This window comes from Acinetobacter sp. CIP 102129 (assembly GCF_000368305.1).
GTDB lineage: Bacteria > Pseudomonadota > Gammaproteobacteria > Pseudomonadales > Moraxellaceae > Acinetobacter > Acinetobacter parvus.
This window is the reverse complement of sequence record NZ_KB849340.1, coordinates 24787-38883: the sequence shown is the minus strand read 5'-3', so window position 1 is coordinate 38883 and position 14097 is coordinate 24787. Positions and strand designations below refer to the sequence as shown.

At 42.6% G+C, this 14097-nt stretch carries 13 protein-coding genes and 2 pseudogenes; 9 read left to right on the top strand and 6 right to left on the bottom strand.

Annotation, left to right across the window (positions count from 1 at the left end; all coding sequences use genetic code 11):
- The first annotated feature begins 92 nt into the window (after positions 1–92).
- The 6 genes and pseudogenes from F973_RS04340 to F973_RS04310 all read left to right on the top strand — a co-directional run bounded on the left by F973_RS04340 (position 93) and on the right by F973_RS04310 (position 4322).
- A complete protein-coding gene (locus tag F973_RS04340; protein ID WP_004760272.1) occupies positions 93–1049 on the top strand; it encodes a TerC family protein in 957 nt (318 codons plus the stop codon).
- 138 nt (positions 1050–1187) lie between these two features.
- Positions 1188–1385: pseudogene (locus F973_RS04335) on the top strand (hypothetical protein); the annotation flags it as partial.
- A gap of 71 nt (positions 1386–1456) precedes the next feature.
- A pseudogene (locus F973_RS04330) lies at positions 1457–1651 on the top strand (glutathionylspermidine synthase family protein); the annotation flags it as partial.
- A gap of 181 nt (positions 1652–1832) precedes the next feature.
- Positions 1833–3149, top strand: coding sequence for a guanine deaminase (gene guaD, locus F973_RS04325; RefSeq protein ID WP_004760269.1), 1317 nt, complete (start codon positions 1833–1835; stop codon positions 3147–3149).
- A 224-nt stretch (positions 3150–3373) separates the two neighbouring features.
- Positions 3374–3901: a hypoxanthine phosphoribosyltransferase gene (gene hpt / locus F973_RS04315; protein WP_004760268.1), complete on the top strand. Its 528-nt coding sequence runs from the start codon at positions 3374–3376 to the stop codon at positions 3899–3901.
- 169 nt (positions 3902–4070) lie between these two features.
- Positions 4071–4322, top strand: a complete 252-nt coding sequence (locus F973_RS04310; protein ID WP_004683884.1) for a GlsB/YeaQ/YmgE family stress response membrane protein — start codon at positions 4071–4073, stop codon at positions 4320–4322.
- A 50-nt stretch (positions 4323–4372) separates the two neighbouring features.
- On the opposite strand, the gene F973_RS04305 is transcribed toward F973_RS04310, so the two are convergent.
- From F973_RS04305 to rpmH, 6 genes are all read right to left on the bottom strand, one after another.
- Entirely contained in the window at positions 4373–5071 is a 699-nt protein-coding gene (locus tag F973_RS04305; RefSeq protein ID WP_004760265.1) for a DsbC family protein, read from the bottom strand.
- A gap of 461 nt (positions 5072–5532) precedes the next feature.
- The gene (mnmE, locus tag F973_RS04300; protein ID WP_004683886.1) at positions 5533–6888 is read right to left on the bottom strand and encodes a tRNA uridine-5-carboxymethylaminomethyl(34) synthesis GTPase MnmE; all 1356 of its coding nucleotides are present in this window, start codon (positions 6886–6888) and stop codon (positions 5533–5535) included.
- A 114-nt stretch (positions 6889–7002) separates the two neighbouring features.
- On the bottom strand, positions 7003–8763 hold the full coding sequence (yidC, locus tag F973_RS04295) for a membrane protein insertase YidC (protein ID WP_004683887.1): 1761 nt from the start codon (positions 8761–8763) through the stop codon (positions 7003–7005).
- Between the two features lie 2 nt (positions 8764–8765).
- On the bottom strand, positions 8766–9089 hold the full coding sequence (yidD, locus tag F973_RS04290) for a membrane protein insertion efficiency factor YidD (protein ID WP_004675433.1): 324 nt from the start codon (positions 9087–9089) through the stop codon (positions 8766–8768).
- Positions 9090–9098: 9 nt separating this feature from the next.
- A complete protein-coding gene (gene rnpA / locus F973_RS04285; RefSeq protein ID WP_004760263.1) occupies positions 9099–9494 on the bottom strand; it encodes a ribonuclease P protein component in 396 nt (131 codons plus the stop codon).
- 27 nt (positions 9495–9521) lie between these two features.
- Complete coding sequence (gene rpmH / locus F973_RS04280; RefSeq protein ID WP_000831329.1) at positions 9522–9656, bottom strand: 50S ribosomal protein L34; 135 nt, start codon at positions 9654–9656, stop codon at positions 9522–9524.
- Positions 9657–10322: 666 nt separating this feature from the next.
- On the opposite strand from rpmH, the gene dnaA reads away from it, so the two are divergent.
- The 3 genes from dnaA (at position 10323) to recF (ending at position 14075) form a co-directional block, all read left to right on the top strand.
- Complete coding sequence (gene dnaA / locus F973_RS04275) at positions 10323–11714, top strand: chromosomal replication initiator protein DnaA (protein WP_004675436.1); 1392 nt, start codon at positions 10323–10325, stop codon at positions 11712–11714.
- A gap of 89 nt (positions 11715–11803) precedes the next feature.
- Positions 11804–12952, top strand: coding sequence for a DNA polymerase III subunit beta (gene dnaN / locus F973_RS04270; protein ID WP_004683890.1), 1149 nt, complete (start codon positions 11804–11806; stop codon positions 12950–12952).
- Positions 12953–12980: 28 nt separating this feature from the next.
- Positions 12981–14075: a DNA replication/repair protein RecF gene (gene recF, locus F973_RS04265; RefSeq protein WP_004760261.1), complete on the top strand. Its 1095-nt coding sequence runs from the start codon at positions 12981–12983 to the stop codon at positions 14073–14075.
- Positions 14076–14097 lie beyond the last annotated feature (22 nt).

Below are 14097 nucleotides of genomic sequence, written 5' to 3'. Positions count from 1 at the left end.
GACCTTGATCATGTTGAAACAGATGTTTTATTTAATTCATCTGGCAACTGGTCAGGGTTTTTTTATGTCCAGCTGCTAGATAGGGAGTTGTGATGGAAACTATTGGTAATCTATGGCTGTATGTCGTATTCTTCGGCCTTGTCACAGTCATGCTTTTGGTCGATTTTTTAGGCTTTAAACAAAAACAAAATCAAGATGTTCCAATCAAGCAAGCCGCTTACTGGAGTATTGCTTGGGTCACTGTAGCAACGCTATTTGGTGGGGGCTTGTGGCTCTATCTACAGCAAACAGTAGGGCTCACCCTTGCGAATCAAAAAACCATGGAATACTTCGCAGGTTATCTACTGGAAAAATCACTGGCGATTGACAACGTCTTCGTTTGGCTGATGATCTTCGCCGCATTTGCCATTCCACCTGCACTGCAACGTAAAATCTTACTCTATGGCGTATTAGGTGCAATCGTATTAAGAACCATCTTTATTTTTATCGGTGCATGGTTCGTTCAAGAGTTTTCATGGGTTCTTTACATCTTCGGTGCGTTCTTGGTCTATACAGGTTTCAAATTCCTAAAAGGACAAGACGAAGAAACCAATATCGAAGATATCAAAACTTTAAAATGGTTACGTAAACATATGCGGATTACCCCACAGCTTGAGGGTGAAAAATTCTTTGTTCGCCGTGATGGTTTGTTGTGGGCGACACCATTATTTTTAGTTCTGATTTTGGTTGAAGGTTCCGATGTGATCTTTGCAGTGGATTCCATCCCTGCAATCTTTGCCGTCACCAGTGATCCGTTCATTGTCCTGACTGCAAACCTGATGGCAATTCTAGGCCTACGTGCCATGTTCTTCCTGCTGGCTGGTGCCGCAACCAAACTGCATTACCTACCATATGGACTGGGCATCATCTTATTGTTTATTGGTGCGAAAATGTTATTGCTGGATGTGTTCCACATGCCAATCTGGATTTCATTGGGCTTTATTGTGCTGGTGCTCAGTATCACCGCTTATCTATCATTACGTCATAATAAAAAGCAGTTGCAATCTTAATCATTTGAATTCAGGCATTTGATCAATTCGGGTGCCTGAACAGTTAAATCATAAAAATAGACTGTCCATAAAAAAACAGATCAATATCATATGGCGGCTTAAAGCTTTTATCTTTCCTAATCAGAAACATAATACGGCAGTTTTGGTTCTGGACGTTACCTCGGCCCACAGTATTATCAGGGCAATCGGGAAGTATCCTTTCGCGGCAATACCCTATGTCCGCGCAGCAACCTTAGTGTCGGGCAGCCCATGATCTCAACCACGGCAAAAAGTTACTCTGCCTCCTCACCTGTTCGTGGTGGTTTTGGCCGTGGTGGTTCTTCGTTTGGTGGCTGATCAGGAAAACTGAAATTTTGTATGAAAAGAAAAATCCTCGCACCGCGTACCGACTGGCAGCTTGAGCACCAAAAGATTGGGGCAATCTGGAATACCTGATGGATACCGCTTATCAGGCGCAACTACAGGTCTGTGAACTGTCGATGGAGAATATTGGCTGGGATGGGCAGGGTTTTGTTGACCTGAACAATCGCCCGATTCATAACCTGTTTAAGCTTTACCCGTGGGAATGGATCTGGGAAAGCCTTGGTATTCCAGTAATACATATGTATTTTTCTCAAAGGGTATAATTATTGCTGACAATTTACCCATTTCCGCCCAAAAATAAAGTGAATTGATTCAATCCATTACTCACATTTACATACGTTTTAATAGTCTAAATTAGGCGAATAATCCAGTAAGCTGAATAAAATCGGGTACAATCGACGAAAAACATTGTAGGTTGTTATGACTTTGACTACTCCCATCACGGTCGTTCGTGGTCGCTTCCTGGATATCCAAAAAACTGTTTCCCAGGCACAAGATATTATTGATCAGGTTCGTTATATCGAAGATGGCGTACTAATCGCTGAACAAGGTCAAATTCTCTGGTTTGGCACGTGGAACGACGCTCAAGACCATCTTCCTGCAAACGTTGAAATTCAGCATTATCCAGAGCAATTGATCATTCCAGGCATGATCGACACGCATATCCATTTCCCACAAACAGAAATGGTTGGGGCATATGGCGAACAGTTATTAAGCTGGCTCAATACCTACACTTTTCCCACCGAAATCCAGTTCAAGGAGAAAGCCTATGCACAACAGATTGCAAAGTTATTTGTAAATGAACTGCTCAAAAATGGCACAACCACAGCCTTAGTATTCTGTACAGTTCATCCTGAATCGGTGGATGCCTTGTTTGAAGCCGCAGCACAGCAGCAGATGCGCTTAATTGCGGGCAAGGTGATGATGGATCGTCATGCACCAGAAGCACTGTGTGACACAGCCGAGAGTGCCTATGAAGATTCCAAGGCATTGATTGGAAAATGGCATGGTCAGGGTCGTGCCTTATACGCGATTACACCACGTTTTGCTCCAACCTCTACACCTGAACAACTTGAAAGAGCTGGGCAACTCAAAGCTGAATATCCTGATGTTTACGTACATACTCATCTAAGCGAAAATAAAGATGAAATTGCATGGGTTAAAGATTTATTCCCAGCACAAAAGGGTTATTTAGATGTTTATCATCATTATGGTTTAACAGGAAACCGTTCGGTGTTTGCACATTGTGTGCATCTGGAAGATGCTGAATGGCAATGTATGCATGAGACTGACTCTGCAATTGCGTTCTGCCCAACCTCAAATCTGTTCTTAGGCAGTGGTTTATTCCCATTGAAAAAGACATGGCAGCAACAGGTTAAAGTCGGCTTGGGAACTGACGTTGGAGCAGGAACCTCTTTCAGTCTATTACAAACTGTGAATGAAGCTTACAAAGTTCAACAGCTTCAGGGTGACAAATTATCAGCTTACGAATCGCTGTATCATGCGACCTTAGGTGGTGCAAAAGCCTTAGATCTCGATGACAAACTGGGTAATTTTAATGTCGGTAAAGAAGCTGATTTTGTGGTGTTAAATCTCAAGCCAACCGCATTGCAGCAATTACGTCAGTCGCGTGCTAAATCACTTGAAGATAGTCTATTTGCCTTGTTTACCATGGGCGATGACCGAAATATTGAGGCAACCTATATCTATGGACAAAAAGCCTATAGCCAAAGCTAAAGTTTTGAATAAACGAAAAATTGGGTGGATTTTATTGGTAAGCTGCTGTGCTGCACTACTGAGACGTGACAGTCATCAGCCGAAAAAGGATACATTTTTTGCACCATCAAAAGGTGCATGAACGGTGATTTTGTTTTAAAATTCGCATATTCGCTCAAGATTTCGAGGTGTTGCAGGTCAACACCTTTTTTATTTCCCATTTTTTACGTTTTAGGAATCTGCCAATGACCATTGCAATGCGCATTATGATTTCCAGTGAAGAGATTCAAGCCAAAGTGAAACAACTCGGTGAAAAAATCAATGCACACTATGCTCAAAGTGACAAGGAACTGGTATTGATTGGTTTACTGCGTGGTTCAGTCATTTTTATGGCAGATTTGTGCCGTGCCATTGAAAAACCGCATGAACTCGATTTTATGACCATTTCAAGCTATGGCGGTGGCACTGTTTCAACCCGTGATGTCAAAATTCTGAAAGACTTGGATGGTGAGATTCATGGTAAAGATGTGCTGGTAGTTGAGGATATTATTGATTCGGGCAATACCTTGAGCAAAGTGGTTGAGATGCTTAAAACCCGTAATCCAAACTCAATTGAACTGTGTACGCTGGTAAGCAAGCCATCACGCCGTGAGATTGACCTGGAAGTGAAGTTTTTAGGCTTTGAGGTTGAGGACCGTTTTATTGTGGGTTATGGCCTCGACTTTGACCAGAAATACCGTCACTTGCCATTTATTGGTGAGATTGGTCTTTGATCAATTATAAAGGCGCTTTAAAGCGCCTTTTTTATTCTAGCTTGTTAATCAAACACTGCTAAAGACTGCACAAAAATACGACATAAGTGGGCAATCCACTACAGACAAAAGCTGCTCTAATCAAGCAGGATAATTATGAATACCGTTGTTAAAACAAGGAGAAAAGACAATGTGGTCTCTAATTGTGGCGATTGTAGTGGGTTTCTTTGCGGGTTTGATTGCCCGTGCGTTGCACCCTGGAGATGACAAGGCAGGCTTTATTGTAACCACCCTGCTGGGTATCGCAGGTTCGTTGCTGGCAACCTACGGTGGCCGTTTGCTGGGCCTATACGGCGAAAATTCGGCGGCAGGATTTATTGCCTCTGTGATTGGTGCAGTGATTGTTCTGTTTATTTACAATCTGGTCAGCAAAAAAGCCTAAACCGTTTGAATACTCCCAATTCATGGTGTAATGGTTTGGGAGTTGTTTATTTATAAGCCCAGTTCTTTCCAGATCAACTGAATTTCCTCGGCACTCCGTACACCCGTCATTTTAAAACCCGTCTCAAAAATCAGGGTAGGGGTGCCCTCAACGCCCAGTTTACGTCCCAGTGCCAGATTACGCTCAATCGGGTTGGCACAGGTTTTTTCTTTAGGCTGAACATTTTTTTGCAGCAGGTTTTTCCATGCATAGGCCTGATTCGGGTCACACCAAACTTGCTTAGACACTGTAATGGATTGAGATTTTAATGGATAGATCAAGGTGTAAATAGTTACATCATTCAACTTGTCCAGCTCCACCTCCAGTCTTTTACAGTAAGGACAATTTGGGTCTGAAAATATGAAAAGCTGACTTTTTCCTGTCCCCTTAACAGTTTTGATGGCATCCTTGAATGGAAGCTGCTTCCAATCCACCGAGTTTTGCTGGAGCATTAAATCCTTGGTCAGGTTCTTCTGGTCTTTTAAACGCACCATTGATCCAACCAACATATATTGCGCATTTTCATCCAGATAAATAATCTGGTTATCCAGACTGGCGCTGTATAGACCTAGCATTTCCGTGGCCTGAATGTTGCTGACCTGAATATTGGGATAATACCTGCTTAAATTGATTTTTAATGTCTCCACATTGGCCAAGCTGATGGCTGAAAAACAGCTCAATAATGAAAACATGGCAATTTTTTTTAACATGGATATTCACTCACGCACTGTGACGCTGGTTATTGTAATCCAGCTCCATTTCACAAACAGCTAAACTTACCGAGCAGCAACCAAAATCTAACCTGTGTCAAAAAGTTCCACGTGGAACATTCATTCTAAAATCATAGATTTTCATATTCAAAGACCCAGTTGTATCTGTGTTCAACGTGAAACACTTCCGTTAATTCTCAAAGAAACTCCTTAATACACATTCCAGTTTGGTAATAAACTAACAATAAATATCACAACATGTTGACATATAAATATAAAACCAGAATAAGGTAGATCATCGCATTAAATTTTGGAATAATTCCACCACAAGCGTTCATTGGGTCATATCCAGATTCACAATGATGCTTAAAATTCGTTTTGATAAAAACTATTTTCAAGGAATCTCATTAGGTAAAATTAAGGGTAATCTGCTAGTCTAGAGCCAATAAAATAGGTTCAAATTACTTTCCAATACAGAATGAACCAAAAATCTTTCCGAGTAAATCATCAGCACTGAAATCACCAGTGATTTCGCCCAACGCATTTTGAGCCAGTCGCAATGATTCTGCGACCAATTCACCTGCATTAAACACAACTAACTGCTCACGTGCTTCTGCAAGATAGCGCTGAGTACGCTTCATTGCATCTAAATGACGTGTTCGGGCGATAAAGGTGTCTTCTTCAGGCTGGAAGCCCGCATGCGCTGTAATCGCCTCTATGAGTGCCTGAACCCCCATATCTTGTTTTGCGGAGACACTGATATGACGGAAGCCTTGATAATCACGTAATGTGGCATCTTGCCCCGTTAAATCGCATTTATTGCCAATCAATAGCAAACGTTTTGGCTCAAGATGCTCTGAAAAATATTCATGCGCTAATTGCAATGGCTCATCACCTTGATTCAAGTCATACACCAACAGCAATAAATCCGCCTGTTCAATTTCCTTGATCGCACGACGAATCCCTTCCTGCTCGACAATATCGCCTGTTTCACGTAAACCAGCAGTGTCAGTTAGGGTGATCGGCAAACCATTCAAACTGATCTTTTCATGCAGCACATCGCGGGTGGTGCCTGCAATATCCGTCACAATAGCACGTTCATGGCCCGCCAGTGCGTTTAACAGGCTCGATTTACCCGCATTTGGTTTACCCGCAATTACCACCTGTAAACCTTCACGTAATAGCTGTCCTTGACGAGCAGACTGCTGTACGGCTTGAACTGAGTCCTGTACCTCATCCAACAAAGCCAAAATCTTGCCATCAGCAAGGAAATCAATTTCTTCTTCAGGGAAATCAATCGCAGCTTCAACATGCAAACGTAAGTGAATGAGTTTTTCTAAAACTGTATTAATTTTGGTTGAGAATACACCTTGCAAAGAGCGAACGGCAGAACGTGCTGCCGCCTGTGAAGTGGCATCAATCAAATCGGCAATTGCTTCTGCTTGTACTAAATCCATTTTGCCATTTTCAAAGGCACGCATAGAAAACTCACCCGCTTTTGCAGCACTCGCGCCGAGATCGAGCAAACGTGCCAGCAAAGCATTTTGGATAACAGGGCCACCATGCCCCTGTAATTCCACCACATCTTCGCCCGTAAACGAATGAGGGTTTGGAAAACACAACACAATCCCCTCATCCATCACTGAGCCATCGGCATCACAAAACTGACGGAAACCTGCCATACGTGGAGCAGGTAATTGTTTATGGGTCAACTGTTCTGCAATCGCATAAGCTTTTGGTCCAGAAAGTCGAATCACGCCCACACCACCACGACCTAATGGGGTAGCTATCGCAGCAATTGTGGTTTGATGTTGCATGTTAAATTCACCTAAAAAACACAAGGGTTATAAAACAGGAACCCTAAATACAGACAAAGAAAAATCCGCCCAAGATTACCATCTTAAGCGGATTTATTCAGTAAAAGTTCGGACTTAAGCGCTCGGCTCAACCTTGTTGAGACGGTCTTTTTCGACGCTTTTGTTAATAAACCATTGTTGCAAAATGGTAATACTATTGTTGACGATCCAGTAAAGCACTAAGCCCGCAGGGAAGAACAACATGAATACCGTAAACATGATTGGCATGATACGGAATACTTTTGCCTGCATTGGATCCGTTGGTTGTGGGTTAAGCATCTGCTGAACATACATGGTGACACCCATGATCAACGGCAGAATAAACCATGGATCCATCGCAGATAAATCTTGAATCCAACCTAACCACGGTGCATGACGCAGTTCAACCGATTCCATCAATACCCAATACAAGGCTAGGAAAATTGGCATTTGCAATAGCAATGGCAAGCAACCAGACAGAGGGTTAACCTGTTCACGCTTATAGAGCGCCATCATTTCTTGTGAGAAACGCATGCGGTCTTCACCAAATTCTTCTTTCATGCGTTGCATTTCTGGTGCAATCACACGCATTTTCGCCATCGAACGATAACTTTTTGAAGAAAGTGGCCATAAAATCAACTTCACCAAGATCGTCAATAAGATAATTGACCAGCCCCAGTTACCAATAATGTTATGGAAGAATTGCAAGCCCAAGAACAATAATTTCGCAATTGGCCATAACCAACCGTAATCAACAGTTTGGTTTAAACCAGCAGCCAAGTCTTTGAGTTCAGATTGGATTTTTGGACCTGAATACAGTTTAGCATCCACTTCCATTGAAGTACCTGCAGGTACATTGATCACTGGAGAGGTGAAGCCTATGATATTCATGCCGTCCGTAGACTGACGTGACTCTAATTTTGCATTATATGGCTGACCATCGGCCTGAGTGAGTTTTAAATTCCCAGGAATCCATGCGCTCACAAAATAATGCTGAACCATGGCAACCCAGCCGCCTTTGGCTTCAACATTTAATTTTTCGTCATTAAAATTGGCAAATTTTAACTTATTATATGGCTCTTCAGGTGTACCCCATGCTCCACCTAGATAGGTACCTAGTGTGAAAATACCTTGAGAAGACTTCCCTGGATCATCAGAATTATCACGTTTCAGCTGACCAAACATTTGACCTTGCCAGTTTTGCTGGCTACGGTTAACAACTTGATGTTTAACAGTAATTGGGTAATCACCTTGCGTGAAAGTGAACGATTTAATCACTTCCACACCTTCAGGTGTTTTAAATACCAACGGCACAGTCAATACTTGATGTGTTTTACCATCTTTCGACGCTACACTTTTCGCATCTGCCAAGGTGTATGCTGTTTTCTCAACATCATACATTGGACGACCGCCACGGCTGCTATCTGGTCCATTTAAACCAATTAACCCCGATTGAGCGACGTAGGTACGTTTCGCATCGCTTTCCAGCATGACAAACGGTTTATCGCTGTCTTTGCTTTCATCATGGCTTAACAATTCAATACGGACAATATCACCACCTTTTGGATTGATCCACAGATGATAAAGATCAGTTTGTACTGAAATCAGTTGCTGACTCACAGATGTATTATGTTCTGTGGTTTGTGATGCAGTCACATTTGCTTGTGGCAAGTCTGAAGCCGCTGTTGCATTTTGAGCGTTTGGCAAATCTGCAGATACTTCATGTGCAGTCACAGCAGCCGCTTGTTGTTGCGGTGCTGGTGCAGCATGACCATAATCTTTTTGCCAAGCCAAAATAAGCAAATATGCGGTAACAAACATGGCTCCAAGAATTGCAAATCTGGCCCATTGTTGCATATCTATAATCCCAAATGGTTAGAGAGATTTTGCTTGAATAAACGATCACGAAAGGGTACAGCAACGTGATGCATTTGAGAATCTATTTGATGAAACGAAATAAAACGAAGTGCTTTGCGTGGTACTGGATCGTAGCCTGAGCCGCCCCAAGGATGACAACGGCAAATTCGTTTAGTCGATAACCAGACACCTTTGACCGCACCGTGTGTTTGCAATGCTTCAATCGCATATTGCGAGCAGGTAGGAATATAGCGACAACGAGGACCCAATAATGGACTAATAGCAATCTGGTAACATCTTATCAACCAATGTAGTAATTGTACCATTGGAGATCTCTAATTTTGTGAAGATGTTATAACAGCTTTTGAATGCTTTTTTGCTAAGCGTTGTAATTTTTGCCAAGCAAACTCTAATTGTTGATGTAATTCTTGATTTGCGATTGCTTCTATACCAACTTTAGGCATTACCACAATATCGATATCAGCATTAAATTGCACTTTGTGTAAGCGAAAGCTCTCCCGAGCAAGACGTTTTATTCGATTTCGTTCATGAGCACGACGTACTTTCTTTTTAGCAACGACAATACCCAAACGGCTATTTGGCTGTTCGGTTAATTTTGCTAAAAAAAGGAAATGGGGCTGGTGCACTTTAAAAAGTGCACCATCAAACACACTTTTATAATCTGCAGCACAGCGAATACGGGATTCAGTGCCGAAACTGTAAAGTGCCATCACCCAAGTCTGGTCAGCTTAACAGTATTAAACGGTTAAGCTATGACGACCTTTTGCACGACGACGAGCTAAAACTTGACGACCTGCTTTAGTAGCCATACGAGCGCGGAAACCATGAACGCGTTTACGCTTTAATTCAGATGGTTGGAAAGTACGTTTCATATCGAAACTCCCAAAATGATCTTTCTATAAAGGTCCGCGATTTTATTGTGCAATGTTTACGCTGTCAATGGAAAATCAAAAACTTTACATTTTGTTTGTTCTGTTTTGAAGCAATAAACCTGCATGCAGTTACATGCTTTTATTGAAAACAAAAAATATACACAAGCTATCTGGTTAAATTATATCAGCATTCGTTTATTTTCCCAGTTTACAAACAGGTTTATCAACAACCCGCTTTCTAATTTAAATTTAATTCTTGGATTTTGAATTTAAATTTCGATATGCTCAGTTATCCACAAAACAGGTAAACCTTATAAGTAAATTCAAATTTTAAAATTTAAATTTATTCTTATTAGTGTGGATTTATTCTGTGGAAAGTGGTGTTTTTTTTTGAATAAACATAAATTTATGCTGTGGATAAGCATGTTTTTATCAATAATATAGTTTGTGGATAACTTTGAGCTTAAAATTATCCACAGCTTGTGCAAAAAGTTATACACATGCGGTTTTGAATTTAAATTTATAAACAAATGCTGTCTTTTTCAGCGAAAGTCTCATAAATTGTCCTGACAGATGTGGATAACTTGGTTAGAATGGCGACCCCTTTGAAAGATGAGGGTAACGGTTTTTATTTTTGAATTTAAAATGGATAGATAGGGGATGCACATGCTCTGGACAGACTGCTTAACTCGCTTGCGACAAGAGCTCTCTGATAACGTCTTTGCGATGTGGATTCGTCCTTTGGTTGCCGAAGAGGTTGATGGAGTCATGCGTTTATACGCACCTAACCCTTATTGGACACGTTATATTCAAGATAATCATCTGGAACTCATTTCAATTTTGGCGGAACAGTTGTCTGAAGGGCGGATTCGTCAGGTTGAGATCCTGGTTGATTCCCGCCCTGGTACGATTTTGTCTTCCAGTGAACAGCCAGCAACCACGACTGCCGCTTTAAATACCCAGACCACTCCAACACGTATCAAGAAAGAGCCTGATCTGGTCCAGCCAAGTCAAAACACAGCGAAAACACCAAAGAAAAGACAGCTCAACCCGCAATTTACTTTTTCACTGTTTGTGGAAGGCCGTTCCAACCAGATGGCTGCGGAAACCTGCCGCAAGGTTTTGACCCAGCTTGGTGCGTCTCAGCACAACCCTTTATTTTTATATGGTCCAACAGGTCTGGGGAAAACTCACTTGATGCAGGCGGTGGGTAATGCACTTTTGCAGGCCAAGCCAAATGCGCGTGTGATGTATATGACCTCGGAAAGTTTTGTACAGGATTTTGTCAGTTCACTACAAAAAGGTAAGGTCGAAGAATTTAAGAAAAATTGTCGTTCTTTAGATTTGTTGTTGGTCGATGATATTCATTTACTCGCAGGTAAAGAGGCGAGTTTGGTCGAGTTTTTCTATACTTTTAATGCTTTACTCGATGAATCTAAACAAATTATTTTAACATCTGACCGTTATCCAAAAGAATTAACTGAGCTTGATCCGCGTTTGGTCTCTCGTTTTTCATGGGGATTGTCGGTGGGGGTTGAACCACCAGATATTGAAACCCGTATTGAAATTCTATTGAAGAAAGCTGAAAACAGTGGTGTCGATTTACCCCGCAACTGTGCCCTGTTTATTGCCCAGCAAGTGGTTGCCAATGTGCGTGAGCTTGAGGGGGCATTGAATAAGGTGGTGGCTATTTCCCGTTTCAAGGGGACAGCCATTGATCTGGATGTGGTGCGTGAGTCCTTGAAAGATGTGTTGGCAATTCGTGCCCGTACCATCAGTGTGGAAAACATTCAGCGTGTGGTCAGTGAATATTTCCGTATTCCACTCAAGGAACTGGTGGGGCCAAAACGTACTCGTATCTATGCACGCCCACGCCAGTTGGCAATGGGGTTGGCGCGTGAACTGACAGGCGACAGTTTTCCAGAGATTGGCATGGCATTTGGTGGGCGTGACCACAGTACAGTGATGCATGCCTGTGAAAAAGTGGCTAGCCTACGTGAGCAAGATCCAATTTTTAATGAAGACTATAAAAACCTGCTGCGTCTTTTACAAAGTTAATTCATTTTTCAGAGTTGCAAACTGCTTTTAAGTGCAGCATAGTACACTGCTAACATTCATATCGGCTTCTGTTGTAAGAGGAATAAATCGTGCGTTTGAAAATCGCTAAAGAAAGTTTACTCAATGTTTTATCGCATGTGGTGGGGGCGGTTGAGCGTCGTCACACCTTGAATATTCTTTCTAATGTCAAAATTCAAACCACTCAACAGGCTTTAACCATTACGGGTTCTGATTTGGAAGTTGAACTGGTGGCAAGCACCACGCTGGCTGAGGGTGCCTGTTTGCAGGCTGGCGAAACGACTGTTCCAGCACGTAAACTGGTCGAAATTTGTAAATCCCTCCCGACAGCAGCCTTGATTGACCTACAAATTACTGAAGACCAGCGTTGTATCCTGAAATCAGGCAATAGCCGCTTTGTTCTGGGTACGCTTCCTGCCGAGGATTATCCATTACTGACGACTGAAAACAGTCAGGGTACACAGGTGCAGGTCACACAGCGTGAATTAAAAAGATTGTTTGAAAAAACCTCTTTCGCCATGGCGGTTCAGGACGTTCGTTTCTATCTGACGGGTACATTGTTGGAAATTGATCAAAATCAATTGCGTACAGTCACAACAGACGGTCACCGTTTGGCATTGTGTGAAGTGTCGGCTACATCGACAGCATCTGCATCGATTCAGGCGATTGTTCCACGCAAGGCGGTTGGTGAATTACAGCGCTTGCTCAGCATTGAGGATGAGCAACTGACCTTGTTGATTGGCCGTGAACTGTTAAATATCACCATCAATACGCCAAGCCGTGATAAGGAGCAGGGTGATATCACTGTTCGTTTTACCACCAAGCTGATTGATGGCAAGTTCCCAGATTATCGCCGTGTGATTCCGCGTGGTGGTGATAAGCATGTGCTAATTGCCCATGATGTGTTTAAACATTCACTGCAACGTGTGGCGATTCTGAGTAATGAGAAGCTGCGTGGGGTTTTCCTGAATTTTAGCCAGGATACCTTGCAGTTGCGTGCCAATAACCCTGAGCAGGATGAGGCCAGTGAAGATCTGGTCATTCAATATCAGGATGCGCCGCTGGAAATGTCATTTAATGCACAATATATTTTAGATGTCCTGAGTGTGCTGGATGGTGATGATGTCAAGATGAGCATGACCGAAGCCAATCAGTCGGTGTTGGTGCAAGACCCAGCCCATCCAGACCAAACCTATGTCGTAATGCCGATGCGGGTTTAATTGCGATTGATGGTTTGAGTTTTAAAACATGCAAATCACGCGTTTAAATATCGAACGTGTACGTAATTTAAAGGCGGTTGCACTCGGCGAGTTGCAACCGTTTAATATTTTTTACGGCGCAAATGGTTCTGGAAAAACTTCAGTTCTGGAAGCCATTCATTTATTGGCGACAGGCCGATCATTCCGTACCCATATACCAAAACATTACATTCAGTACAATGCAGACGATGCGCTTGTTTTTGCCCAATCCGCCAGTGAACGGATTGGTATGCAAAAGCTGGCTTCTGGTGAGCAGTTGATCAAGGTCAATGGTGATACCATTGCCACGCAGGGGCAGTTGGCAAAACTGCTGCCTTTGCAGCATATTGACCCACAAAGTACAGATATCATTGATCATGGAGCTAAACCAAGGCGGCAACTGCTGGACTGGTTGATGTTCCACGTGGAACCTGAGTTCTATTTTGCCTGGCAATATTATTCACGTGCATTAAAGCAGCGGAACAGTCTGCTGAAGTCACGGCGTAACTTGACCTTGGCTGATTTGGAACCATGGAACAAGATGCTGAGTGACTATGGTGAAATTTTGAATTCACAACGGGTCAGCATTGTGGAGCAATGGAACTATTTTTTTCAGGAAGATTTAAAGCAGTTGTTGCCTGATCTGGAGATTGTGCTGGAATACAATCCAGGTTTTCATACCGAGCAGGGACTGCTACACGATCTGGTGCAGCAGCATCAAAAAGACCTGGAACGGCGCTATACTGAGTATGGTCCACACCGTGCCGACCTGCGTTTAAAAACGGGTGGCGATGCCCTGCGCAGTGATGCTGCGGATGTATTGTCCCGTGGGCAAAAAAAGTTGTTAATCATGGCATTAAAACTGTCACAAATTGCAATGCTGCATGCGAGCAACAAGGAAACTGTGGTATTATTGGATGATCTGACAGCAGAGTTGGATGTAGCCGCACAACAGCGTTTAATTGAGCGACTGAGTCAGCTGGGAAGTCAGGTTTTTATGACCACCCTGGACCATGCGTCGGTATTAAAACACTTACATGATTTGTCGATTCCTTTTCAATTATTCCATGTTGTTCACGGTCAAGTCAGTCTTGCTGCACCATAATTTTATTTTCTCATCTTTAAAT